Raw genomic sequence first — 21,879 nt, forward strand, 5'->3', positions numbered from 1 at the left:
CGGCTACTCCGACGCGATGTCGAGCGCGGCCGGCAGCGTGAACGCCCCCGAGTACAGCGCCTTGCCGATGATCGCGCCCTCGAGTCCGTGCGGCACGAGCTCGCGGAGCGCGCGCAGGTCGTCGAGCGTCGAGATGCCGCCCGAGGCCACCACGGGCTGGTCGGTGCGGTCGCAGACCTGTCGGAGCAGTTCGACGTTCGGCCCCTGCAGGGTGCCGTCCTTCGTCACGTCGGTGACCACGTACCGGGCGCACCCGGCGTCCTCGAGCCGGTCGAGCACCTCCCAGAGGTCGCCCGCGTCCTCGGTCCAGCCGCGGCTGGCGAGGGTCGTGCCACGGACGTCGAGGCCGACGGCGATCTGGTCGCCGTACTGCCCGATCACCCGGGCCGCCCAGTCGGGGTTCTCGAGCGCCGCGGTGCCGAGGTTCACCCGGGCGGCACCGGTGGCGAGTGCGGCCTCGAGCGAGGCGTCGTCGCGGATGCCGCCGGAGAGCTCGACGGACACGCCCTCGACCTCCCGGATGGCGTGCGCGATCACCCGGCGGTTGTCGCCCCGACCGAACGCGGCGTCGAGGTCCACGAGGTGGATCCACTCGGCGCCCTGGTCACGCCAGGTGCGGGCGGCGGCGACCGGGTCGCCGTACCCCGTCTCGCTGCCGGCTGCACCCTGGGTGAGGCGCACCGCCTGACCGTCGACGACGTCGACCGCAGGCAGGAGGACGAGGGGCTGGGTGGTGGAAAGCTCGGTCATGGTCCCGTCGGGATCGGGGGTCACAGCGACGAGACCCAGTTGCGGAGCAGGCGGATGCCGGGCTCGCCGGACTTCTCCGGGTGGAACTGCGTGGCGCTCAACGGACCGTTCTCGACGGCGGCGATGAAGCGCTCCCCGTGCTCGGCCCACGTCAGCTTCGGCGCCCGGAACGGGCCGTAGGCGTCGAGCGGGAAGTCGGTGACCCCGTAGGAGTGCACGAAGTAGAAACGCTCGTCGCGCAGGCCGTCGAAGAGCACCGAGTCCTCCGGAGCCTGCACGGTGTTCCACCCCATGTGCGGCAGGACGTCGGCCTTGATCGGCTCGACGACGCCCGGCCACTGTCCCAGGCCCTCGACATCGGCACCGCGCTCCACCCCGCGGGCGAAGAGCACCTGCATGCCGACGCAGATGCCCAGCACCGGACGTCCACCGGCCAGGCGGTGGTCGACGATCTCGCCGCCGCGCACCCCCTCCAACTGGTCGACGACGGCGGCGAACGCGCCGACACCGGGGACCAGGAGCCCGTCGGCAGCCAGGGCCGCCTGCTTGTCGTTCGAGAGCGTCACGTCGGCGCCGGCACGCTCGAGTGCCTTCGCCGCCGAGTGGACGTTGCCGGAGCCGTAGTCGAGGACGACGACGTTCGGGCGGGTGGGACTCACAGCGTGCCCTTCGTGGACGGGATGCCGTCGACGCGCGGGTCGAGTTCGACGGCGCGACGCATCGCACGGGCGAAGGCCTTGAACTCGGCCTCCGCGATGTGGTGGGGGTCACGCCCGTCGAGGACGCGGAGGTGGACCGTGATGCCGGCGTTCATCGTGATCGCCTCGAACACATGCCGGACCATCGACCCCGTGAAGTGGCCGCCGATCCGGTGGAACTCGAAGCCGGCGGGCTCACCGGTGTGCACGAGGTACGGACGCCCGGAGACGTCGACGACGGCCTGGGCCAGCGCCTCGTCGAGCGGCACCAGCGCGTCGCCGTAGCGGCCGATGCCCGCACGGTCGCCGAGGGCCTGACGGAGCGCCTGCCCCAGGACGATGCCGGTGTCCTCGACCGTGTGGTGCACGTCGATGTCGGTGTCGCCCGAACTCTGCACGCGCAGGTCGATGAGCGAGTGCTTGCTGAACGCGGTCAGCATGTGGTCGAAGAACGGCACACTGGTCGAGATCTCGGACGTGCCCGTGCCGTCGAGGTCGAGCGACAGGGAGACGGTCGACTCACTCGTCGAGCGGGTGATCTCGGCGGTGCGCGCGGTCATGCTGCAACCCTAACGGGCGGCTGCTCGGCGGCGACCTCGCGCATGGCGTCGAGGAACGCCGTGGTCTCCTCCGCCGTTCCCGCACTGACGCGCAGGTGGTTCGGGATCCCGAGGTCACGGACGATCACGTCACGCTCCAGCAGCGACTCGAACGCGGCACGGGGGTCGGCGACGCCGCCGAACAGGACGAAGTTCGACCACGTCTCGTGCGGCTGGTACCCCATGGCGCGCAGCTCGATCACCATGCGGTCGCGCTGACCACGGATGTCGTCGACCATGCGGAGCATCTCCGGGGCGTGACGGAGCGCAGCGACCGCAGCGGCCTGGGTCAGCGCCGAGAGGTGGTACGGCAGGCGGACCAGGCGCAGGGCGTCGATGACGGCGGGGTCGGCGGCCAGGTACCCGACGCGGGCCCCGGCGAACGCGAAGGCCTTGCTCATGGTGCGGGACACGACCAGACGCGGGCGCCCGGGCAGCAGCGTGAGAGCCGTCGGCTGTCCGTCGGGCATGAACTCGGCGTAGGCCTCGTCGACCATCACGATGCCCTCGGTCGCGTCGTACACGGCCTCGATCGTCGCGAGGTCCAGCGGCGTTCCCGTCGGGTTGTTCGGGCCGCACAGGAACACGAGGTCGGGCTGGTGTTCGCGGACCGCGGCGACGGCGGTCTCGGGTGAGATCCGGAACTCGGCGTCCCGCTCGGCCGCGATCCACCGGCTGCCGGTGCTCGAGGCGATGATCGAGTGCATCGAGTAGGTGGGCGGGAACCCGAGCACGCTGCGACCCGGGCCGCCGAACGCCTGGAGGAGCTGTTGGATGACCTCGTTCGACCCGTTCGCCGCCCAGATCGAATCGGCGCCCAGGCCGTGTCCGAGGTACCCGGCGAGGGACTCGCGCAGCTCGGTGAACTCGCGGTCCGGGTAGCGGTTGACGGTCGTCAGCGCCTGGCGGATCGAGGCGACGATGTCCTCGGCCACGTCCTGCGGCACCGGATGCGTGTTCTCGTTGACGTTGAGCTGCACGCGGACGTGCTTCTGCGGGGCGCCGTAGGGGCTCTGCCCGCGCAGGTCGTCTCGGATGGGGAGGTCTTCGAGCGTGGTTGCCACCGATCCATCGTAGGCCGCGGTGCCCACGGGATGACCGGCCGTCCGGACGGTCACGCCACGGGCGAACGCTCGCGCGACCAGAACCGGGCCAGTGCTCATGCTTCAGGTCAGTGCTCGTACTGCGTGGGGATCGAGATCTCCTGGCCGGCTTGGACCGCGGAACCGTTCAGGGCGTTGAGGCTCACGACGTCCTGGATGAAGTCACGAGGGTCGGAGTTCGGCGCGGTGTCCTCGGCGACCTGCCAGAGCGTCTCACCCGGCTGGATCGTGACCGTGTCGAAGTGCACGTTCGCCGCACGGTCGCCGGCCGAGGCCTGGCCGCCGTTCAGCATCGCGATGCCGACGCACAGCAGGACGGGCACGGCCGCGAGGGTGGTGAAGACCACTCGCCCGCGACGGGTGAGACGGAGGCGCGTGCGCGGGACGGGTGCTGCGGTCTGCTGCATGTCTGCGATGGCGATGGTGCTCATGTCGTTGCCTTCCTGCTTGCGTTGGGGTCGTGACGACCGTGATGGCCGTCCGAAGCCGTGTACCGAACATACGTTCGACTCAGAGGATGCACAACCCCTGCGAAGGGATTTGTGGGGGTTTTTCTTGCGACACGCTCGAACAGGTGTTTGTCCGACATGTCACGGTCGGATACTGTTTCGATCGACTGGATCAAGTCTCGCGGGGACCACTGACATTCCTGCGGGCACGGTTCCACTCCGGACGAAGGGCGAGACGTGGTGGACGAACTGCGCGGACAGAAACCGTTGACGGCGAAGCAGCAGTCGATCCTCGACGCGATCCGAGCGTCGATCGCGAGCCGGGGCTACCCGCCGAGCATGCGCGAGATCGGCGACGCTGCCGGCCTCTCGTCACTGTCGAGCGTGTCGCACCAGCTCGGGCAGCTCGAGCTCGGGGGCTGGATCCGCCGCGACCCGAACCGCCCCCGCGCGCTCGAGGTCCTGGTCGACGAGCCCACGCCCGACTCCGACGGCCCGGACGTCGACGCCACGACCCTCGTCCCCCTGGTCGGGCGCATCGCCGCCGGTGTCCCGATCACCGCCGAGCAGCACGTCGACGAGATCATCCCGCTCCCCCGTCAGCTCGTCGGTACGGGCGACCTCTTCATGCTCAAGGTCGTCGGTGAGTCGATGATCGACGCCGCGATCTGCGACGGCGACTGGGTCGTCGTCCGGTCGCAGCAGACGGCGGAGAACGGTGACGTCGTCGCCGCCATGCTCGACGAGGAAGCCACCGTCAAGGTCTTCCGCCAGCGGGACGGCCACACCTGGCTGCTCCCCCGCAACACCGCGTTCGAACCGATCCTCGGTGACGCGGCGACGGTCCTCGGCAAGGTGGTGGCGGTCCTCCGCTCCCTCTGACCCCCGCGAAACGCAACGAGGGCGGCTCCCCGCAACGGAATGACGTTGCGGGGAGCCGCCCTCGTTGCGTTTCGCGATCCGGCTCGGCCCGGGGGCGAACAGACGGGAGGCGCGGTGCCGGCTGGCACCGCGCCTCCCGTCCTTCAGACCGACCGTCAGGCGGACGGGACGGGCGCGACCACGTAGGGGTCGAGCTCGGCGACCTCCCGCTGGAACACGCGCACCCGGAGTCGCGTGCCCTCCTCCACGTAGTCGAGCGATTCGACCGCGCCGGAGTCGTGCAGGTGCGACACGAGGTCGCCACGTGAGAACGGCACCACGACCGTGAGCTCGACGTCCGGCTCGGGCAGGCGCGCCTCGATCGCCTCGAGCAGGTCCGGGATCCCCTCGCCCGTGCGGGCCGAGACGAACACGGCGTCCGGCGCGAGCCCGAGCAGCAGCATCCGCTGGGTGTCGTCGACCAGGTCGGCCTTGTTGAAGACGACGACCTCGGGGACGTCCCGGGCGCCGACGTCACCGATGACCTCGCGGACGGTGGCGAGCTGCGCTGCCGGGTCCGGGTGCGAGCCGTCGACCACGTGCACGATGACGTCCGCGTCGCCGACCTCCTCGAGGGTGGAGCGGAACGCCTCGACCAGCTGGTGCGGCAGGTTGCGGACGAACCCGACGGTGTCGGTGAAGGTGAACTCGCGACCCTTCGCGGTGTTCGTCCGGCGGACCGTCGAGTCCAGCGTCGCGAACAGCTGGTTCTGCACCAGGACGCCCGCGCTGGTCAGGCGGTTGAGCAGCGACGACTTGCCGGCGTTGGTGTAGCCGGCGATCGCGACGCTCGGCACCTCGTTGCGGTTGCGCTCGGCACGTTTGGCCTCGCGGGCCGGGGTGAACCCGGCGATCTGCCGACGGAGCTTCGCCATCCGGGTGTGGATCTTGCGGCGGTCGAGCTCCATCTTGGTCTCACCGGGGCCACGGGAGCCCATGCCCGCACCGCCGGAGACCTGACCACCGGCCTGCCGGGACATCGACTCACCCCAACCCCGCAGACGCGGCAGCAGGTACTGGAGCTGCGCGAGCTCGACCTGCGCCTTGCCCTCGCGAGTGGAGGCGTGCTGGCTGAAGATGTCGAGGATCACGGCCGTGCGGTCGATCACCTTGACCTTCACGACGTCCTCGAGCGCACGACGCTGCGACGGTGCCAGCTCGGTGTCGGCGATGACCGTGTCCGCTCCGGTGGCCTTGACGACCATCGCGAGTTCCTGGGCCTTGCCCTTGCCGAGGTAGGTCGCCGGGTCGGGGTTCGGTCGACGCTGCAGCAGCCCGTCGAGCACCACAGCTCCGGCGGTCTCGGCGAGGGCCGACAGCTCGCGGAGGGAGTTCTCGGCGTCCGAGGCGTCGCCCTGTGCGTACACGCCGATCAGGACGACCCGCTCGAGCCGGAGCTGCCGGTACTCGACCTCGGTGACGTCCTCGAGCTCGGTGGAGAGGCCGCCGACCCGGCGCAGCGCCGCGCGGTCCTCACGGTCGTACTGTTCGCCGTCGCCGCTCCAGCCCTGCTCGTCGATCGAGCGGGTCTGGATCGCCTGTGCCGGCGCGAAGATGGAAGAGGCGGCGCGCTTGTCGGCGTTGCGCAGCACTCGTTCGACGACACCGTCTGCGCTGTCGTCGTGGATGGTCTGTTCGTCCTGCTGATGGGTATCCGTCATGCTGTCCACAGGGTACCTCCGGCGGCCTCGGGACACACGGGGTTCCCGGTACGGTTCTTCCATGGCGAACGACCACTACTTCTCGGCCACCCCGGAGAGCGCCGCACGACCGCGGCAGATCCGGGTGACGCTCGCCGGTCGGACGCTCGAGCTCACCACGGCGGCGGGCGTCTTCAGCCCGGACGGCATCGACCGCGGCACGGGTGTCCTGCTGCAGAACGTCCCCGCTCCGGCCCTGGACGGGGACCTGCTCGACGTCGGCTGCGGCTGGGGTCCGCTGGCGATCACGATGGCGCTGCAGTCCCCCGACGCGCACGTGTGGGGCGTCGACGTCAACGAGCGTGTCCTCGACCTGGCCCGGACGAACGCGGCGGCCGCCGGTGCGGACAACGTCACGGTCGGCTCGCCGGCAGAGATCCCGGCGGACAAGACGTTCGCCACGATCTGGTCGAACCCGCCCATCCGCGTGGGCAAGGACGAACTGCACGACATCCTCCGCACCTGGATCCCGCGGCTCGCGGTGGGCGGGGACGCCTGGTTGGTCGTCTCGAAGGACCTCGGCGGCGACTCGCTGCAGCGCTGGTTGCAGCAGATGCTGGCCGACGGCTTCACGGTCTCGCGGGCGACGACCGACAAGGGCTTCCGAGTCATCCGCGTGCATCGAACGGCCTGACAGGTCAGCCCGGGCAGCGGGGCAGCGGGGCAGCCGGTCACGCGGTGACGGTCCCCTGTCACGCGGTCGCGGCCTGGAGGCGCGGATCACCGAGGCGACGTCCGCCCGGGTGATCCGGGCCTCCCGTCCGGCACCACCACCGCCGGCCGGGCAGCGGGCGGAACGCGGCTCAGACCGTCAGGTCCCCCGAGAACACCAGCTCGGCCGGACCGGCGAGCGACACGTGTTCGCCGTCCTCCGTCGCCGTCATGCGCACCGTGAGGACCCCGCCCGGGACGCGGACCCGCCAGGTGTTCGGGGCCGAGGCGCCCGCCCAGTACCGCGTGGCGAGGGCCGCGGCCACCGCACCGGTGCCGCAGGAGAGCGTCTCGCCGCTGCCACGCTCGTGCACGCGCATCGTGATCTCGCCGACGCCGTCCGTCACGAGCGGGTCGCCGGGCAGGACGAACTCGACGTTCGCTCCCGAGGCCGGTGCCGGGTCGAGGACGGGGATGTAGGTGAGGTCGATGCCGGCGAGTTCGTCCTCGCTGGCCACCGCGACGACGACGTGCGGGTTGCCGACGTCGATGCCCAGGCCGGGACGCGCGTTGGGCAGGTCCTTCGCCCGGACCAGGACGTCGTCCGATCCCCCACCCTCGATGCCGAGGCCCCACCGTCCGAGGTCCGCGGCGAACCCGTTGGTGGACCGCTGGATGTCGACGACGCCCTTCCGGCTGCCGACCGTCAACGTGCGGCCCGGTTCGAGGTCGACCAGTCCCGCTTCGGTGAGGTAGCGGGCGAACACGCGGATGCCGTTGCCGCACATCTCCGCGACCGAGCCGTCGGCGTTGTGGTAGTCCATGAACCAGGTCGCGTCGGGGTCCTCGGCGAGGATCGCCTGGCCCTCCGGGATCGCGTCGGAGCGCACCGCACGGATGACACCGTCGGCGCCGACGCCGAACCGACGGTCGGCGATGGCGCGGATGCGATCAGGGGTCAGGTCGACCGTGGCGTCGGGGTCGGCGAACAGGACGAAGTCGTTGCCGGTCCCGTGGCCCTTGGTGAAGTGCAGCTCGGTCACGGGACGATCCTACGGGCCAGCTCGGACAGCTCTGCGGTGCCGGCCCCGGTCACGTCGAGGGTCCGGACGTGTGTGGTGTCGCCGTCGGTGTACCGCTTGAACCACGAGACCTGCCGTCGTGCGTACTTGCGCGTGGCGATGCTGGTCGCCTCGACCGCCTGCTCGGTGCTCACCTCGCCACGGAGGACCTGCAACGCCTGGGCGTAACCGATCGCGGCGCGGGCCGTCGGGCCCTGCTCGAGCCCCTCGTCGCGGAGGCGCGCGACCTCGTCGACGAGCCCGTCGGCGAACATCCGCTCGGCCCGGACACGCAGGGCGTCGACGAGCTGCTCCCGGTCGCGGCGCAGGTGCAGGACCTGGGCTGGTCGCCACGACCGCGGGGCGGACGGGAGGCTCGGGGTGACGCGGTCGGACCGGCTCGCGATCTCGACGGCGCGGATCAGGCGCCGTGGGTTCCGCGCGTCGATGACGGCGGCGGCCTCGGGGTCCAGGGACCGGAGGCGTTCGAGCAGGACGTTCGGGCCGTGTTCGCGGTGCTCTCGTTCGAGTTCCTCGCGGAGGACGGGGTCGGTGCCCGGGAACGCGAGGTCGAACAGCACCGCGGAGACGTACAGGCCGCTACCGCCGACGAACACCGCGACCCCGCCGTCCGCCGTGACGTCCGCGATGGCGGCTCGGGCATCGCGCTGGTACGCCGCGACGCTCGCCTCGTCGGTGACCCGGAGGACGTCGAGCAGGTGGTGCGGGATCCCCCGCCGCTCGAACTCCGGGACCTTCGCCGTGCCGATGTCCATGCCGCGGTAGAGCTGCATGGCGTCCGCGTTGACGATCTCCGCCCGCCGGCCCTGCGAGCGGTGTCGCTCGGCGATGTCGAGCGCGAGTTCGGACTTGCCGGTACCGGTCGCCCCGACGACTGCGACGACGGGGATCAGGTCAGCGGCCGACACGGAGCGTGGGGAGGCCGAGCGACACGGGGCGGGGGCCGTCGCCGGGCTCGGTCGGGCTCGGGACACCGCAGGACTCGGCCTGCGCGGTGTCCCAGGCGTCACCGGCGCGGGTCCGACGGATGCGGAGCGGTGCGTCGGAGTCGGCGATGAGGAAGTGCGGCGCGGACCGGGTGATCTCCACCGACACGACGTCGCCGGGCCGCGGGACGTCGGAACCGGCCGGGACGCCGAAGTGCACCAGGCGGGAGTCCTCGGCGCGACCGGACAGCCGGTGCGTGGAGTCGTCCTTCTTGCCCTCGCCCGTGGCGACCAGGACCTCGACGGTCCGGCCGACCTGCGCGGCGTTCTCCTCGGCGGTGATGCGTTCCTGCAGGGCGATGAGTCGCTCGTACCGTTCCTGCACGACCTGCTTCGGCAGCTGCTCGTCCATCGTCGCCGCCGGGGTGCCTGGGCGGATCGAGTACTGGAAGGTGAACGCCGTCGCGAAGCGGGCCTGCTCGACGACCCGCAGCGTGTCCTGGAAGTCGGCCTCCGTCTCGCCGGGGAAGCCGACGATGATGTCCGTGGAGATCGCTGCGTGCGGGATGGCGGCGCGGACCCGGTCGAGGATGCCGAGGAACCGTTCGCTGCGGTAGCTACGGCGCATCGCCTTGAGCACCCGGTCGGACCCGGACTGCAGCGGCATGTGCAGCTGCGGCATGACGTTCGGTGTCTCGGCCATCGCGGCGATGACGTCGTCGGTGAAGGCGGCCGGGTGCGGGCTCGTGAAGCGCACACGTTCCAGGCCGGCGATCTGTCCGGTGGCCCGCAGGAGCTTGCCGAACGCCTGGCGGTCCCCGAACTCGACGCCGTAGGAGTTGACGTTCTGGCCGAGCAGGGTGACCTCGATCGCGCCGTCGTCGACGAGCGCCTGGATCTCGGCGAGGACGTCACCCGGACGGCGGTCCTTCTCCTTGCCGCGGAGGGACGGGACGATGCAGAACGTGCAGGTGTTGTTGCAGCCGACGGAGATCGACACCCAGCCGCTGGACGTCGATTCCCGCTTGGTCGGCAGCGTCGACGGGAAGACCTCGAGCGACTCGAGGATCTCGAGCTGCGCCTCGCCGTTGTGCCGGGCGCGTTCCAGGAGGGCCGGCAACGAGCCCATGTTGTGCGTGCCGAACACCACGTCGACCCACGGCGCCTTCTCGAGGATGACGTCCTTGTCCTTCTGCGCCAGACACCCGCCGACCGCGATCTGCATCCCCGGGTGGTCGCGCTTGATCGACGCCAGGCGTCCGAGGTTGCCGTAGAGCCGCTTGTCGGCGTTCTCGCGGACCGCGCAGGTGTTGATGACGACGACGTCGGCCTGCTCGTGCTCGGACCCGGTTCCCGAGGACGCGGCGGCGACGTACCCGGCGGCGCGGAGGGAGCCGCTCAGTCGCTCGGAGTCGTGCACGTTCATCTGGCACCCGTACGTGCGGACTTCGTAGGTACGCGGGCGCGAGGCGACGGTGTCCATGATCGTCCAGTGTAGGTCCGGACCGGACGGCTGCCGGAGGCTCAGCGGGCCGGATTCCGTCGGAGACGAGGAAGGCCGGAGCGCGTCCGCTCCGGCCTTCCTCACGCGTTGTTCGTCCCGCGTCACGCGTCACTCGAAGCGGACGGTCCCGCCCCCGGTCGGCGGGCGCCGGGGTCCGTCGAGCGCGCGCTCGACGGCGACGCGGACGACTCCGCCGTTGTAGCCCTTGCGCATCAGGAACCCGGACAGCCGGCGTTCGGCCGTCGCCCGGTCGAGGCCGCGCATCTGACCGGCTCGCTTGGCGGCGAGGTCGAGCGCCCGGACGAACTCGTCGTCCTCGTCATCGGCCGCGGCGTCGAGCGCGGCATCGATGGACGTCTGGTCGATCCCGCGACGGCGGAGGTCGGCGACGATCGCCTGCCGGCCGAGCCCCTTGCGCGAGTGCATCCGGTCGACCAGGTCGGTGGCCAACGCCACGTCGTCGAGCAGACCGACCCGGGTCAGTCGCTCGATCTCGTGCTCGATCACGTCCGGGTCGAACTCGTCCTGCTTGACGAGCATCGTCCGGAGTTCCGAGGTGCTGACCCCGCGACGGCTCAGTGCCCGCATGCTGATGCGCTCGGCGTCGGCACGTTGTTCGTCGAGCGGCCGCGGTGCGTCGGCGGGGTCGATCTCGCCGCCGGTGATCGAGAAGACCGACGCCGTCGGAGCATCGGCTTCGTCCCCGTCGTACCCGCTCTGCTCGGCACGGGCCGTCCGACCGGAACCGTCACCGACCACGGGCGACAGCCACTCGGACTGTGCGCCACGGATCGGCAGCGGCACCGGGGTGTCCGCATCGGCACTCTCGGCGTCATGGCCGGTGTCGGCTTCCGGGCCGCCGTCAGCGTCTGGTCCTGGAGCCTCACCCTGCGGGTCGACCGACTGCGGCGCCACAGCGCCAGGCCCTGCGGTGCGCGAGCCCGCGGCACGCGGACCCGCGGCCGACGAACCCCGACGGGGCCGCGCTCCGAACAGGTCGGTGACCGGTGCGAGGTCCTCGTCGTCGTGTCCGGCCGTCACGCGCCCTTCGCGACCTTCGGCGCGATCGACTCGACCGGTGCTGCTTCCTTCGCCCCGCCGACACCGAGCTTGGCGAGGATCTTGCCCTCGATCTCAGCGGCGATCTCGGGGTTCTGGATCAGGAAGGCGCGGGAGTTCTCCTTGCCCTGCCCGAGCTGGTCACCGTCGTAGGTGTACCAGGCACCGGACTTCTTGACGATGTTGTGGTCGACGCCGAAGTCCAGCAGCGAGCCTTCGCGGGAGATGCCGACACCGTAGAGGATGTCGAACTCTGCCTGCTTGAAGGGCGGCGCCATCTTGTTCTTGACGACCTTGACTCGGGTGCGGTTGCCGACGGCTTCGGTACCGGTCTTCAGCGTTTCGATGCGGCGGATGTCGAGGCGGACGGACGCGTAGAACTTCAGCGCCTTGCCGCCGGACGTGGTCTCCGGCGAACCGAAGAACACACCGATCTTCTCGCGCAGCTGGTTGATGAAGATCATCGTGGTCTGCGTCTGGTTGAGCCCACCGGCGAGCTTGCGGAGCGCCTGGGACATCAGGCGGGCCTGCAGGCCGACGTGCGAGTCACCCATCTCGCCCTCGATCTCGGCACGCGGCACGAGCGCTGCGACCGAGTCGATGACGATGAGGTCGATGGAGCCCGAGCGCACGAGCATGTCGGCGATCTCGAGGGCCTGCTCGGCCGTGTCCGGCTGCGAGACCAGGAGCGCGTCGATGTCCACGCCGAGCTTCTTGGCGTACTCCGGGTCGAGCGCGTGCTCGGCGTCGATGAACGCTGCGATGCCGCCGTTCCGCTGTGCGTTGGCGATGGCGTGGATCGTCAGCGTCGTCTTGCCGGAGGACTCCGGGCCGTAGATCTCGATGATGCGGCCACGGGGAAGTCCGCCGATCCCGAGCGCGACGTCCAGCGCGACGGAACCGGTGGGGATGACGGCGACCGGAGCACGCTCGTCCGTACCGAGGCGCATCACGGCACCCTTGCCGAACTGACGGTCGATCTGGGCGAGTGCGGTCTCGAGGGCCTTCTCGCGGTCTACTGCTGATGGCATGGGATGCTCCTTCGTGCTGGTGACGGCCGCCTGTAGGCTGTCGCGTCCGGACCGGCCGATGGTGCAAGGCCACTCGTTCTGCGACAAGGCTTCGGACGTGTTCCGATGTCCATGAACCTACGGCCGCCCACCGACATCACTGCGGTGGCGAGCGTGGGTTGTGGATGGAGCATCCGGTCAACGTCGCTGTGCAGGAACGTAGCACCGACCGAACACGTGTTCGAGCGACACGCCGAACAGGTGTTCCCATCGAGAAGGCCCGACGGGCGAGCTCGTCAGTCCCGCGGATCCTGCAGACCGCGTCCGTGCCGACGTGCTTCCGGGACGTCCTGCGAGTCGCACAGCGCTTCCCAGACCGTGCGCGCGTCGATCCCCGCATCGAGGGCGTCCGCTGCGGAACGCCCGCCGAGCTGCTCGAGCACGACGTCACGCGCGACGACGGCACCGTAGGCATCCCCGAACACCTGGTCGACGGCTCGCCAGAACTCACTCACGCGCATCGGACCACCCTAACAACGGCGAACGCCCCCGCCGGCGGACCGGCGAGGGCGTTCGTTCATGCGATGGGCGTCAGCGCACCGCGAGGTCGTTGTCGAACTCGGCGACGAGTTCATCGGGAAGCGTGTCCGGGACCCGGGTGAGTCCTTCGACCACCGCGAGGCGGTCGCCCACTTCGCGCATGATGGTCGAGATGGGGGTGTCGAGAGCATCCGCAACCGAGGCGAGGATCTCCGAGCTGGCCTCTTTCTGACCACGCTCGACCTCGCTGAGGTACCCGAGGGCAACGCTGGCCTTGGACGCGACCTGACGGAGGGTCCGGCCCTTCTGCAAGCGGAAGTCCCGCAGCACATCGCCGATTTCCTGACGAACGAGAACCATGAGAACTCCTCCTTCCTGTCATCTCCGCGCCCGCTCGGTCGGGATGACCGAGCTCGGGTTCCGGCAACAGTGACGTTGCCGGTTGCAGCATGTTAGCCAGTACGGCTGCCGTCCTGCTGGAGATTGCGTGAGATGTAACCTGACGGTCACGCCGCCTATTCCACGCGCTGGAGTCTGGATCGCAGTCGTGTCAGGAGTTCGGAGACGACGGCCCGACGGATTGCCCTGCGGTCCCCGTCGAGGTGCAGTTCCACCGCTTCCACGCCGGAAGCACCGGCGATGCCGATGAAGACGGTGCCGACCGGCTGGCCGTCCTGCGGATCCGGTCCGGCGACACCCGTCGTGCTGATTCCCCAGGTCGCGGGGACGTCGTCGACCGCCAGCGCGATCCGGACACCGGCAGCCATCTGTCGTGCGACCTCCGGGTCGACCGCGCCGCGTTCGGCGAGCAGGTCGGCATCGACGCCGAGCACCGACGCCTTCACCGGGGTCGCGTAGGCGACGACCCCCCCACGCACGACGGCAGAGGCTCCGGGCACGCCCACCAGCTCCGCCACGACGAGTCCGCCGGTCAGCGACTCCGCCACCGCGACGGTCTCTCCGCGCTCGGTGAGCTCGGCGACGAGCGCCCGCGCGACGCCAGCAGCCTCGATCCCACCGGCCCCGACACCAGCAGCGCCGACGGCCCCCGCGTCGACCGGCAGGCTCACGCTGCGGTCCGGTTGTGCTTCCACGCCTGCACGAGGTAGTCCACCCCACTGGCGACCGTCGCGACGAACGCGGCGGTCATGAGGATGCCGTTGACCCAGTGCGCGAGGTCACCGACCAGGTTCCACCACGGGAACAGCGCGAGGGTGATCGCCACGGCCTGCAGCACGGTCTTGATCTTCCCGCCACGGCTGGCCGGGATCACGCGGTCGGACAGCACGGCGAACCGGAAGACCGTGATGCCGATCTCGCGCACCATGATGAGCACGGTCACGTACCAGGGCAGTTCGCCGAGGATCGACAGGGCGACGAGCGCTCCACCGATCAGGACCTTGTCGGCGATCGGGTCGACGAGCTTGCCGAAGTCCGTCACCAGGTTCTGTCGCCGGGCGATGATGCCGTCGGCACTGTCCGTGACGATCGCGACGACGAAGAGCACGGCGGCCCAGATCCGGACCGGCCCGTCCGTGCCGGCGTCCGCCAGGAGCAGGACGAAGAACAGCGGCGCCATCAGGATGCGCACCACGGTGATGATGTTGGCGACGTTCGCGGTGGAGGCGGGGCCGGGACCCTTGCGGAGGATCCGGCCGCGCCACGGGAACCGGTTCGTCGTGCCGTCGGAGGCGGTCATGGTCTCACTCCCTGCCCGTCAGGCCCCAGGCGTCCTCGTCGGTGTCGCCTTCCTCTTCATCGTACCCGCGCGTCATGCCGGCGACCGGGTCGTTGCCGTACCGGTCGTCCGGCTCGGCAGCAGCGCTCGGTGCCGGTGCGGCCGGCGCCGGCGGCTCTTCACCGCGGAGCCTCGCGAGCACCGAGGGCAACTGGTCGCCGGTGACGAGCACGTCGCGCGCCTTCGACCCCTCGGACGGCCCGACGATGTCGCGGGACTCCATGAGGTCCATGAGGCGCCCGGCCTTGGCGAAGCCGACACGGAGCTTCCGCTGCAGCATCGACGTCGAGCCGAACTGGGTCGAGACGACCTGCTCGACCGCCGCGAGGAGCAGCTCCAGGTCGTCACCGATGTCGGCGTCGATCTCCTTGCGCTCGACCACGGCCGCGACGTCCTGGCGGTACTCGGGCTGGGCCTGCCGGGTGACGTGCTGGACGACCTCGGCGACCTCGCCTTCCTGCACCCAGGCCCCCTGGACGCGGACGGCCTTCGACGACCCCATCGGCAGGAAGAGTCCGTCGCCCTGTCCGATGAGCTTGTCGGCGCCGGGCTGGTCGAGGATGACCCGGGAGTCGGTGACGCTCGTCACCGCGAACGCGATGCGGGACGGCACGTTCGCCTTGATGAGGCCGGTGATGACGTCGACGGACGGACGCTGGGTCGCGAGCACGAGGTGGATGCCGGCGGCTCGGGCGAGCTGGGTGATGCGGACGATCGACTCCTCGACGTCGCGCGGGGCGACGAGCATGAGGTCCGCGAGCTCGTCGACGACGACGAGCAGGTACGGGTACGGCTTGAGCTTCCGCTCGCTGCCGGCGGGCAGCACGATCTCCTCGTTCTGCACGGCCTTGTTGAAGTCGTCGACGTGGCGGAACCCGAAGGACGCCAGGTCGTCGTAGCGCATGTCCATCTCCTTCACGACCCACTGCAGCGCTTCGGCCGCCTTCTTCGGGTTCGTGATGATGGGCGTGATCAGGTGCGGGACCCCGGCGTAGATCGAGAGCTCGACGCGCTTCGGGTCGACGAGGACCATGCGGACCTCGGACGGCTTCGCCCGCATCAGCAGCGAGGTGATCATCGAGTTGATGAACACCGACTTGCCGGACCCGGTGGAGCCGGCGACCAACAGGTGCGGCATCTTCGCCAGGTTCGCCACGACGAAGCCGCCCTCGACGTCCTTGCCGACGCCGATCGTCATCGGGTGCTTCGACTTGGTGGCAGCGCTCGAGCGCAGCACGTCACCGAGGGACACGATCTCGCGGTCGCTGTTCGGGATCTCGACACCGATCGCACTCTTGCCGGGGATCGGCGAGAGGATGCGGACCTCGTTGGAGGCGACGGCGTACGACAGGTTCTTCGACAGGGCCGTGACGCGCTCGACCTTGACGCCCGGGCCGAGCTCGATCTCGTACCGCGTGACCGTCGGCCCACGGGAGAACCCGGTGACCCTCGCGTCGACCTTGAACTCGGTGAGCACGCCGGTGATCGCGGCGACGATCTCGTCGTTCGCCTGACTGCGGGCGACCGACGGCGTGCCGGCGCTCAGCGTGGTGGCGGCCGGCAGGCGGTACGGGTGCGCGGGGTCGTCGGTGCCGGCGACCGGCAGCCCCTCCGGCTCGTCCTCGACCCCGACCTCGCCGAGGTCGGACTCGCCCGACACGACGGGCACCGGAGCGACGGGCACCGGAGCGACCGCGGGCGCGGGCACGGCTGCGCCGCCGGACGGGAGGCCCGTGGCCACGGCCGCCGCCACGTCGCGGTCCGGACGGAACGCCTCCGTCGGGGTGGCGGGCGCGGGCGAGCCGAAGTCACGGAGTGCCTGCTCCGCCCGGTCGAGGTCGTCGGCGACGTCCTGCTCGATCGAGTCGTTGAGGTTGACCGACTCCGGCTCGGCCGGGGTCAGGTCGCGGAGGCCGGCGGCTGCACCGGCAGCGCGGGACCCGGCCGCCGCCCCGGCAGCTCCGGTCGACGGCGCAGCAGCAGCACCCGCGGGCGGGATGACCGGGCTGTCGTACGCCGGGTCCTCTTCGCGCCCCGACTTGTTGCGGCGCCACCACGGCAGGTGCTCGTCCGCACCCGGCTCGACGGGCGCGCCGTCCTCGTCGAACCCGAGGTCCTCGAACAGCGGGAAGTCCTGCGACTGCCCCTTCGGAGCGCGCTTCCGGGTCGGCTTCGTCGCGACGGCGGCCGCGTCGGTGTCGTCCTCGGCGGTCTCGGCGGCGGGACCGGGTGCCCCGAACAGGTAGGCGTAGAGCTCGTGCAAGCGACGACCGAGCTTGTTCGGCGGCGTCTTGGTGATGATGAAGAGCGACAGTGCGAGCAGCACGATCGCGACGGGAACGGCGACCCAGGCGGTGGCGACCGCGACGAGCCATCCGATGACGACCCAGCCGAGCACGCCGCCGGCTGCGGCGAGGGCCGGCATGCCGTCCACGGCGCTGGGCTGGCCGCCGAAGACGTGGCAGAGCGACGCGATCGAGACGAGCATGAGCCCGAGCCCGATGCCGATCCGGGTGTTGTCGTGCACCGACGCCGGGTGCCGGAAGAGCCACCCGGCGAACACGACCATGATCACCGGGAGCGCGAACGCCAGGCGACCGAACAGGCCGCCGAACGTGTACGCGTCGAGGGCGATCGAGACGGCGTTCGTCGGGTTCAACCACTCCACGACCGCGCCGGCGATGGCGAGGACGAACAGCAGGAACGGGAACCCGTCGCGACGCTGGTCCTTCTCGAGCGACTCCTTGCCGAGCAGGCGGAAGCCCGCCCCGACGCCGTGCGCCATGCCGAGCCACGCAGTCACGAGCGGGTTCTGCTCGCGGAACACCGGTGTCGGTGCCGCCTGCGGCAGTTTCTTCGTCGTGGCCTGGGTGCGCGACGTCCCGCGCGACCCGCCTCCACGGGTCGACGATGACGACGCGCGCGTGCGCGTGGTCGACTTGGTGCCTCCGGCCATGGGGACGACCCTAACGCCAGCCGACGACGAAGGACGAGAGGCCCGCCGCAGCGTCCGTGGCGGACGTGCGACGGGCCTCCCGTCAGTCGGATCTGCGAGGCGTCAGGCCTCGATGACCACCGGCACGATCATCGGGCGACGACGGTGCTTCGTGTTCACCCAGCGACCGACCGTGCGGCGGACGACCTGGCTGAACGCGTGCGCGTCGCGCGTGCCGTTGCCGGCGGCGTCGGCGAGGGCCTTCGCGATCTGCGGACGCACGTCGTCGAAGACCGAGTCGTCCTCGGCGAAGCCGCGCGACTGGATCTCCGGGCCGATGACGCACTGGCCGGTCGTGAAGTCGACGGCGCAGAAGACGGTGATGAAGCCCTCTTCGGCGAGGACCCGGCGGTCCTTGAGGTCGGCGTCGGTGATCTCGCCGACCGTGGAGCCGTCGACGTAGACGTACGCGATGTCGAGCTGTCCGGCGACCGTGACCTGGCCGTCCTTGAGGTCGACGACCGTGCCGTCCTCACCCAGGATGACGTTGCGCGGCGGGACACCCGTCTGGATCGCCAGGTCGGCGTTCGCGAACAGGTGGCGGTGCTCGCCGTGCACGGGCATCACGTTGCGCGGACGCAGGATGTTGTAGCAGTAGAGCAGCTCGCCGGCGGAGGCGTGTCCGGAGACGTGCACCTTCGCGTTGCCCTTGTGCACGACCTTGGCGCCGAGCTTGGTGAGACCGTCGATGACGCGGTAGACGGCGTTCTCGTTGCCCGGGATCAGCGACGACGCGAGGATGACCGTGTCGCCCTCGCCGATCTCGATCTGGTGCTCGAGGTTCGCCATGCGGGCCAGGACCGCCATCGGCTCGCCCTGGGACCCCGTCGACATGTAGACGATCTGGTCGTCGGGGACGTTCTTCGCCTTCTTCGTGTCGATGAGCACGTTCTCCGGCACGCGGAGGTACCCGAGCTCGGCGGCGATCGTCATGTTGCGGATCATCGAGCGGCCCATGAACGCGACCTTGCGGTTCGCGGCCGCGGCGGCGTCGAGGACCTGCTGCACGCGGTGCACGTGCGACGAGAAGCTCGCCACGACGACCTTCTTGCGGGCCTTCGTGATGATGTTCTCGAGCACCGGGCCGATGTCGCGCTCCGGAGCGGTGAAGCCCGGCACGTCGGCGTTCGTCGAGTCCGGCAGGAACAGGTCGACGCCGAGCTCGCCGAGACGGGCGAAGGCGCGGAGGTCGGTGATCCGGTCGTCCAGCGGCAGCTGGTCCATCTTGAAGTCACCCGTGTGCAGCACGCGGCCGGCCGGGGTGGTGATGGCGACGGCGAGGGCGTCCGGGATCGAGTGGTTCACCGCGACGAACTCGAGGTGGAACGGTCCGATCTGCTCGGTCTGGTCCTCGGCGACGTTCAACGTGTACGGCTTGATCCGGTGTTCCTTGAGCTTCGCCTCGACGAGCGCGAGGGTCAGCGTGGAGCCGATCAGGGGGATGTCACCGCGGAGCTTCAGCAGGTACGGGACGGCGCCGATGTGGTCCTCGTGCCCGTGCGTGAGCACGACTCCGAGGACGTCGTCGAGGCGGTCCCGGATCGGCGCGAAGTCCGGCAGGATCAGGTCGACACCGGGCTGGTGCTCCTCGGGGAAGAGCACGCCGGCGTCGACGATGAGGATCTTGCCCTCGAACTCGTACACGGTCATGTTGCGACCGATCTCGCCGAGTCCCCCGACGGGGATGACTCGGAGGGTTCCGGGTTCGAGCGGCTGGGGAGTCGAGATCTGTGTGGGCATTCGGTCCTACGGATTCGGGCGACGCACGGTGAGCGCGCCGCGGTTCGTCAACGGGTGGTGCCTGGCACCTTCGGTAGTGCACCGCCGGCCGCTGCGTTGCGGTCGGGGCGGAAGTTGGAGAAGTCGGCGCCCGGGACGTCCCGGACGGCTTCGAGCGAGGTCTCGATGGCGTACGCCTCGCTGTCCTCGGGTCCGACGAGGGGCAGCCGGACACGCGGGCTGCCGATGCGCCCGAGGCCGTGCAGCACGTACTTCGCCGCAACGGTGCCCGGCACATGGGTCATGATCGCGCGGACCAGCGGCTCGAGGCGCTTGTGCTCGGCCGTCGCGGTCGCCAGATCGCCGCGGTTCACGGCGTCGACGATGGTGCGGTACGGCGCGCTCGTGATGTTCGCCGTGACCCCGATGAGGCCGGTGGCGCCGATCGACAGGTGCGGGAGCACGTTCGTGTCGTCGCCGGAGAAGTACATGAGGTCGGTGTTGTTGAGCACGCGGGACACCTCCGCGAAGTCGCCCTTGGCGTCCTTCACCGCGAGGATGTTCGGGTGCTTCGACGCCCGCAGGATGGTGTCGTACGTGATCGGGATGCCCGTCCGCCCCGGGATGTCGTACAGGATGACCGGCAGGTCGGTCGCGTCGGCGATCATCCGGAAGTGCGTCAGGACGCCGGCCTGGGTCGGCTTGTTGTAGTACGGCGTGACGATCATGACGCCGTCGGCACCGGCGCGCTCGCTCTGCTTGTACAGGTGGATCGCGTGGGCGGTCTCGTTCGAGCCACCGCCGGTGATGATCTTCGCGCGCCCCGCGGCGACGGACTTGCCGACCTCGACCAGCCGGAGCTTCTCCGGGTCGGTGAGGGTCGAGGTCTCGCCGGTCGTGCCGGTGACGACGATGCCGTCGGCGCCCGCGGTGATGCAGTCGTCGATGTGCTGCTCGACGCCCGGCCAGTCCACCTCGCCGTCGGCGGTGAACGGGGTCACGAGCGCGACGAGGACCTGGCCGAAGGGATTCTCACGCGTGGACACGGAGACCAGCGTACCGGCCCGAGCGCTCCCGGCGTCCGTCCACCCGGACGGTCAGCGGCGACGCCACTCCAGGAAGCGGTAGCGGGTGCCGGTCCGGGACTCCTGCCAGGGGCCGTCCTCGACGAGCTCCCACGCGTCGTCGAGGACCGGGGCGACGGTGTCCCCGGCGACGTGCACGTCGATGATCGTCTCCGAGACCCGGTCGGCGAGTGCGAGTGCGTCCCGGTAGACGGCCCCGCCGCCGATCACCCAGATGGTCTCGTCGGTGGCCGCTGCCGGTCCGGTCGCCGCGTCCAGCTCGTGCACGACCTCGGCGCCCTCGGCGGAGAAGTCCGGGTCGCGGGTGAGCACGACGTTGCGACGTCCGGGCAGCGGGCGGAACCGCTCCGGCAGGGACTCCCAGGTCCGCCGGCCCATCACGACGGTGCCGCTGCCGGTCACCGTGCGGAAGTGGGCGAGGTCCTCCGGCACGTGCCACGGGATGCCACCGTCGGCCCCGATGACACCGTCCGCGGACCGCGCCCAGACCAGACCGACGAAGACCGTGCCGGTCCCGCCCGCTCCCATCAGACCGCGACCTTGCCCGAGATCGCCGGGTGGTGCTCGTACCCGACGACCGTGATGTCCTCGTACTCGTAGTCGTCGATGGAGTCGCGGGGGGCGAGCTCGAGCGTCGGCAGCGGGAAGGCCGTCCGGGACAGCTGCTCCCGGACCTGCTCGACGTGGTTGTCGTAGACGTGGCAGTCCCCGCCGGTCCAGATGAAGTCGCCGACCTCGAGCCCGGTCTGGGCGGCGACCATGTGCGTCAGCAGTGCGTACGAGGCGATGTTGAACGGGACGCCGAGGAACATGTCCGCGCTCCGCTGGTACAGCTGGCACGACAGCTTGCCGTCGTTGACGTGGAACTGGAAGAAGGCGTGGCAGGGGGCGAGCGCCATGCTGGGGATGTCCGCCACGTTCCACGCCGACACGATGAGCCGGCGGGAGTCCGGGTTGCTCCGGATCTGCTCGATCACCTGGGCGATCTGGTCGACGTGCTCCCCGGACGGGGTCGGCCACGACCGCCACTGGACGCCGTAGACCGGTCCGAGGTCGCCGTCCTCGCCCGCCCACTCGTTCCAGATGCGCACGCCGTGCTCCTGCAGCCACCCCACGTTCGAGTCGCCGCGGAGGAACCACAGCAGCTCGTACGCGATCGACTTCATGTGCACGCGCTTGGTCGTGATGAGCGGGAAGCCCTGTGACAGGTCGTAGCGCAGTTGGGCGCCGAACAGGCTGCGCGTCCCCGTGCCGGTCCGGTCGCCCTTCGGCGAACCCTCCTCGAGCACTCGGCGCAGCAGGTCTTCGTACGGCGTGGGGTTCTCGGTCACGACGTCGAGCCTAAGCGAC

At 70.3% G+C, this 21,879-nt stretch carries 22 protein-coding genes; 2 read left to right on the forward strand and 20 right to left on the reverse strand.

Annotated elements, in window-relative coordinates; translation table 11 throughout:
- Positions 1 to 3 precede the first annotated feature (3 nt).
- The 5 genes from priA to E9228_RS04610 all read right to left on the reverse strand — a co-directional run bounded on the left by priA (position 4) and on the right by E9228_RS04610 (position 3,581).
- The gene (gene priA, locus E9228_RS04590) at positions 4 to 750 is read right to left on the reverse strand and encodes a bifunctional 1-(5-phosphoribosyl)-5-((5-phosphoribosylamino)methylideneamino)imidazole-4-carboxamide isomerase/phosphoribosylanthranilate isomerase PriA (protein ID WP_166779454.1); all 747 of its coding nucleotides are present in this window, start codon (positions 748 to 750) and stop codon (positions 4 to 6) included.
- Positions 751 to 770: 20 nt separating this feature from the next.
- Positions 771 to 1,409 (reverse strand): imidazole glycerol phosphate synthase subunit HisH, encoded by a 639-nt coding sequence (hisH, locus tag E9228_RS04595; protein ID WP_166779455.1) that lies wholly within the window; start codon positions 1,407 to 1,409, stop codon positions 771 to 773.
- Positions 1,406 to 2,008, reverse strand: coding sequence for an imidazoleglycerol-phosphate dehydratase HisB (gene hisB, locus E9228_RS04600; RefSeq protein ID WP_111122092.1), 603 nt, complete (start codon positions 2,006 to 2,008; stop codon positions 1,406 to 1,408). The genes hisH and hisB overlap by 4 nt, the downstream gene beginning before the upstream one ends.
- Complete coding sequence (locus E9228_RS04605) at positions 2,005 to 3,111, reverse strand: histidinol-phosphate transaminase (protein WP_166779456.1); 1,107 nt, start codon at positions 3,109 to 3,111, stop codon at positions 2,005 to 2,007. The genes hisB and E9228_RS04605 overlap by 4 nt, the downstream gene beginning before the upstream one ends.
- A gap of 107 nt (positions 3,112 to 3,218) precedes the next feature.
- Entirely contained in the window at positions 3,219 to 3,581 is a 363-nt protein-coding gene (locus E9228_RS04610) for a LysM peptidoglycan-binding domain-containing protein (protein ID WP_166779457.1), read from the reverse strand.
- A 255-nt stretch (positions 3,582 to 3,836) separates the two neighbouring features.
- Between E9228_RS04610 and lexA the strand changes: the two genes are divergently transcribed.
- Complete coding sequence (gene lexA, locus E9228_RS04615; RefSeq protein WP_111075492.1) at positions 3,837 to 4,481, forward strand: transcriptional repressor LexA; 645 nt, start codon at positions 3,837 to 3,839, stop codon at positions 4,479 to 4,481.
- A 155-nt stretch (positions 4,482 to 4,636) separates the two neighbouring features.
- Here lexA and hflX read toward each other — a convergent pair whose 3' ends face one another.
- On the reverse strand, positions 4,637 to 6,181 hold the full coding sequence (hflX, locus tag E9228_RS04620; RefSeq protein ID WP_166779458.1) for a GTPase HflX: 1,545 nt from the start codon (positions 6,179 to 6,181) through the stop codon (positions 4,637 to 4,639).
- 61 nt (positions 6,182 to 6,242) lie between these two features.
- Between hflX and E9228_RS04625 the strand changes: the two genes are divergently transcribed.
- Complete coding sequence (locus E9228_RS04625) at positions 6,243 to 6,854, forward strand: class I SAM-dependent methyltransferase (RefSeq protein ID WP_166779459.1); 612 nt, start codon at positions 6,243 to 6,245, stop codon at positions 6,852 to 6,854.
- Positions 6,855 to 7,023: 169 nt separating this feature from the next.
- On the opposite strand, the gene dapF is transcribed toward E9228_RS04625, so the two are convergent.
- The 14 genes from dapF to E9228_RS04695 form a co-directional block, all read right to left on the reverse strand.
- Positions 7,024 to 7,914: a diaminopimelate epimerase gene (gene dapF / locus E9228_RS04630; RefSeq protein ID WP_166779460.1), complete on the reverse strand. Its 891-nt coding sequence runs from the start codon at positions 7,912 to 7,914 to the stop codon at positions 7,024 to 7,026.
- Complete coding sequence (gene miaA / locus E9228_RS04635; RefSeq protein WP_341849770.1) at positions 7,911 to 8,861, reverse strand: tRNA (adenosine(37)-N6)-dimethylallyltransferase MiaA; 951 nt, start codon at positions 8,859 to 8,861, stop codon at positions 7,911 to 7,913. The genes dapF and miaA overlap by 4 nt, the downstream gene beginning before the upstream one ends.
- Positions 8,848 to 10,362, reverse strand: a complete 1,515-nt coding sequence (gene miaB / locus E9228_RS04640) for a tRNA (N6-isopentenyl adenosine(37)-C2)-methylthiotransferase MiaB (protein ID WP_166779461.1) — start codon at positions 10,360 to 10,362, stop codon at positions 8,848 to 8,850. The genes miaA and miaB overlap by 14 nt, the downstream gene beginning before the upstream one ends.
- Before the next feature lie 129 nt (positions 10,363 to 10,491).
- Complete coding sequence (locus E9228_RS04645) at positions 10,492 to 11,187, reverse strand: RecX family transcriptional regulator (protein WP_166779462.1); 696 nt, start codon at positions 11,185 to 11,187, stop codon at positions 10,492 to 10,494.
- A 233-nt stretch (positions 11,188 to 11,420) separates the two neighbouring features.
- Positions 11,421 to 12,473, reverse strand: coding sequence for a recombinase RecA (gene recA, locus E9228_RS04650; protein WP_110904761.1), 1,053 nt, complete (start codon positions 12,471 to 12,473; stop codon positions 11,421 to 11,423).
- A 275-nt stretch (positions 12,474 to 12,748) separates the two neighbouring features.
- Positions 12,749 to 12,973, reverse strand: a complete 225-nt coding sequence (locus tag E9228_RS04655; protein WP_166779463.1) for a DUF3046 domain-containing protein — start codon at positions 12,971 to 12,973, stop codon at positions 12,749 to 12,751.
- 70 nt (positions 12,974 to 13,043) lie between these two features.
- Complete coding sequence (locus E9228_RS04660) at positions 13,044 to 13,352, reverse strand: helix-turn-helix domain-containing protein (protein WP_110823882.1); 309 nt, start codon at positions 13,350 to 13,352, stop codon at positions 13,044 to 13,046.
- A gap of 155 nt (positions 13,353 to 13,507) precedes the next feature.
- On the reverse strand, positions 13,508 to 14,005 hold the full coding sequence (locus E9228_RS04665) for a nicotinamide-nucleotide amidohydrolase family protein (RefSeq protein ID WP_166780114.1): 498 nt from the start codon (positions 14,003 to 14,005) through the stop codon (positions 13,508 to 13,510).
- Between the two features lie 53 nt (positions 14,006 to 14,058).
- Positions 14,059 to 14,691, reverse strand: coding sequence for a CDP-diacylglycerol--glycerol-3-phosphate 3-phosphatidyltransferase (pgsA, locus tag E9228_RS04670; protein WP_166779464.1), 633 nt, complete (start codon positions 14,689 to 14,691; stop codon positions 14,059 to 14,061).
- A 4-nt stretch (positions 14,692 to 14,695) separates the two neighbouring features.
- The gene (locus E9228_RS04675) at positions 14,696 to 17,686 is read right to left on the reverse strand and encodes an FtsK/SpoIIIE family DNA translocase (RefSeq protein WP_166779465.1); all 2,991 of its coding nucleotides are present in this window, start codon (positions 17,684 to 17,686) and stop codon (positions 14,696 to 14,698) included.
- A gap of 102 nt (positions 17,687 to 17,788) precedes the next feature.
- Positions 17,789 to 19,465 (reverse strand): ribonuclease J, encoded by a 1,677-nt coding sequence (locus E9228_RS04680; protein ID WP_166779466.1) that lies wholly within the window; start codon positions 19,463 to 19,465, stop codon positions 17,789 to 17,791.
- Positions 19,466 to 19,512: 47 nt separating this feature from the next.
- Entirely contained in the window at positions 19,513 to 20,490 is a 978-nt protein-coding gene (dapA, locus tag E9228_RS04685; RefSeq protein WP_166779467.1) for a 4-hydroxy-tetrahydrodipicolinate synthase, read from the reverse strand.
- A 51-nt stretch (positions 20,491 to 20,541) separates the two neighbouring features.
- Positions 20,542 to 21,057 carry a dihydrofolate reductase gene (locus E9228_RS04690; RefSeq protein WP_166779468.1) on the reverse strand — a complete coding sequence of 172 codons (516 nt, stop codon included), beginning with the start codon at positions 21,055 to 21,057 and terminating at the stop codon, positions 20,542 to 20,544.
- Positions 21,057 to 21,860, reverse strand: coding sequence for a thymidylate synthase (locus E9228_RS04695; protein ID WP_166779469.1), 804 nt, complete (start codon positions 21,858 to 21,860; stop codon positions 21,057 to 21,059). The genes E9228_RS04690 and E9228_RS04695 overlap by 1 nt, the downstream gene beginning before the upstream one ends.
- Positions 21,861 to 21,879 lie beyond the last annotated feature (19 nt).

Origin of the sequence: Curtobacterium salicis (assembly GCF_011759505.1) — a bacterium.
Taxonomy (GTDB): Bacteria; Actinomycetota; Actinomycetes; order Actinomycetales; family Microbacteriaceae; genus Curtobacterium; species Curtobacterium salicis.

Excerpts from the sequence above, each read along its gene's own strand:
- E9228_RS04660 (WP_110823882.1), bottom strand. The coding sequence starts at position 13,352 with ATGGTTCTCGTTCGTCAGGAAATCGGCGATGTGCTGCGGGACTTCCGC.
- E9228_RS04690 (WP_166779468.1), bottom strand. The coding sequence starts at position 21,057 with ATGGGAGCGGGCGGGACCGGCACGGTCTTCGTCGGTCTGGTCTGGGCG.
- hflX (WP_166779458.1), bottom strand. The coding sequence starts at position 6,181 with ATGACGGATACCCATCAGCAGGACGAACAGACCATCCACGACGACAGC.
- priA (WP_166779454.1), bottom strand. The coding sequence starts at position 750 with ATGACCGAGCTTTCCACCACCCAGCCCCTCGTCCTCCTGCCTGCGGTC.
- miaB (WP_166779461.1), bottom strand. The coding sequence starts at position 10,362 with ATGGACACCGTCGCCTCGCGCCCGCGTACCTACGAAGTCCGCACGTAC.
- E9228_RS04625 (WP_166779459.1), top strand. The coding sequence starts at position 6,243 with ATGGCGAACGACCACTACTTCTCGGCCACCCCGGAGAGCGCCGCACGA.
- recA (WP_110904761.1), bottom strand. The coding sequence starts at position 12,473 with ATGCCATCAGCAGTAGACCGCGAGAAGGCCCTCGAGACCGCACTCGCC.
- E9228_RS04675 (WP_166779465.1), bottom strand. The coding sequence starts at position 17,686 with ATGGCCGGAGGCACCAAGTCGACCACGCGCACGCGCGCGTCGTCATCG.
- pgsA (WP_166779464.1), bottom strand. The coding sequence starts at position 14,691 with ATGACCGCCTCCGACGGCACGACGAACCGGTTCCCGTGGCGCGGCCGG.
- hisB (WP_111122092.1), bottom strand. The coding sequence starts at position 2,008 with ATGACCGCGCGCACCGCCGAGATCACCCGCTCGACGAGTGAGTCGACC.
- E9228_RS04680 (WP_166779466.1), bottom strand. The coding sequence starts at position 19,465 with ATGCCCACACAGATCTCGACTCCCCAGCCGCTCGAACCCGGAACCCTC.
- E9228_RS04610 (WP_166779457.1), bottom strand. The coding sequence starts at position 3,581 with ATGAGCACCATCGCCATCGCAGACATGCAGCAGACCGCAGCACCCGTC.
- E9228_RS04655 (WP_166779463.1), bottom strand. The coding sequence starts at position 12,973 with ATGCGCGTGAGTGAGTTCTGGCGAGCCGTCGACCAGGTGTTCGGGGAT.